This window comes from Roseisolibacter sp. H3M3-2 (assembly GCF_029211165.1).
Taxonomy (GTDB): domain Bacteria; phylum Gemmatimonadota; class Gemmatimonadetes; order Gemmatimonadales; family Gemmatimonadaceae; genus Roseisolibacter.
In genome coordinates, this window is the sequence record NZ_JARGEK010000668.1 from 1 (window position 1) to 1137 (window position 1137).

Annotated in this window: 1 pseudogene; it reads left to right on the forward strand. The window is 82.0% G+C overall.

Annotated features, from left to right (window positions below):
- A pseudogene (locus tag PYV61_RS25600) lies at positions 1-1137 on the forward strand (hypothetical protein); the annotation flags it as partial.

Genomic DNA, 1137 nt, shown 5'->3' on the forward strand with positions numbered 1-1137 from the left:
GCCGCGCCGACGGCGCGCGCGCGTCGTTCGCGGTCGCCGGCGCGACGCTGGAAGCGGACGGCCTCGCGGTCGCGGTGCGGTGGACGCCCGCCCTCGGCGTGCGCGTCCTGCTCGACGCCGGCGCGGCGACGCTGGCGGTGGACGGCGGCCCGCCGACGCTCGACGCGGTCGCGCCGTTCGACCTCCCGCTCCCGGTGCTCGACGCCGAGGGGCGGCTGACCTTCCCCGCGGCGTCGTGGGACGCGGCGGCGCGCGCGCTGGCGGCGCTCGGCGTGCGGCTGGGCGTGCCGCCGCTCGACGCGGCGCTGCGGCTGCTCGGGTGGACGGGCGGGGGCGCGCGGCTGTCGCTCGCCGCGCTCGTCGGCGCGGACGCGTCGTTCCCGTCGCCGGAGGCCGCGGTGCGGGCGTGGGTCGGCGACCTCGCGCTCGACTGCGGGCGCGTCGAGGCGGCGCTCGGCCCGGTGGCCGCGCTGCTCAGCGGCTTCACCGTCGCGCGCCCGTTCGGCAGCGGCTCGGCGCGCGACCCGTACCGCTGCGCGGTCGCCGGGCACCGGCGCGCGCCCGGGCTGGTGGCGTGGCTGGAGCCCGGCTGCGCGCCGCGGCGCGACGACCTCGCGTCGGCGGTCGGCGCCATGCACTCGGCCGTGCCGCCGTCCTACGAGGCGCTGGTGACGGCGCTCGCCGAGGCGAGCGACGCGCTCCCCGACGTGCGCGACCTGCTGGTGGGGCGCGACGGGCTCGCCGCGGGGCTGGCGCAGCTCGCCGAGCGGTGGCGCGACACCGACGGCGCGGTCGCCATGCCGGCGTCGATGCCCGGCGACGTGCAGGCGACGACGTTCGACGGCCACGCCTACGACGAGCTGGCGGCGCTCGGCGCGCTGGGGATCGTGGCGCGCGACGTCCTCGGCGCCGCGCCGACGGCGGTGGTGCACGTCGGCTGCGAGCCGTGGTGGACCGAGGGGCGCGCGGCGGGGACGGCGTTCGACGCGTCGGGCGCCGGCGCGGCGGGGACGATCCCCGCGTCGGGTGACGGCGCGTGGTTCGTGCGGCTCCCGACGCCGGCCGCCGCCCCGCGCCCGCGCCCCGACCGCGGCGCGGTGGGGGAGCAGGCCGCGCGGCTGGCGCAGGTGCTGGCGG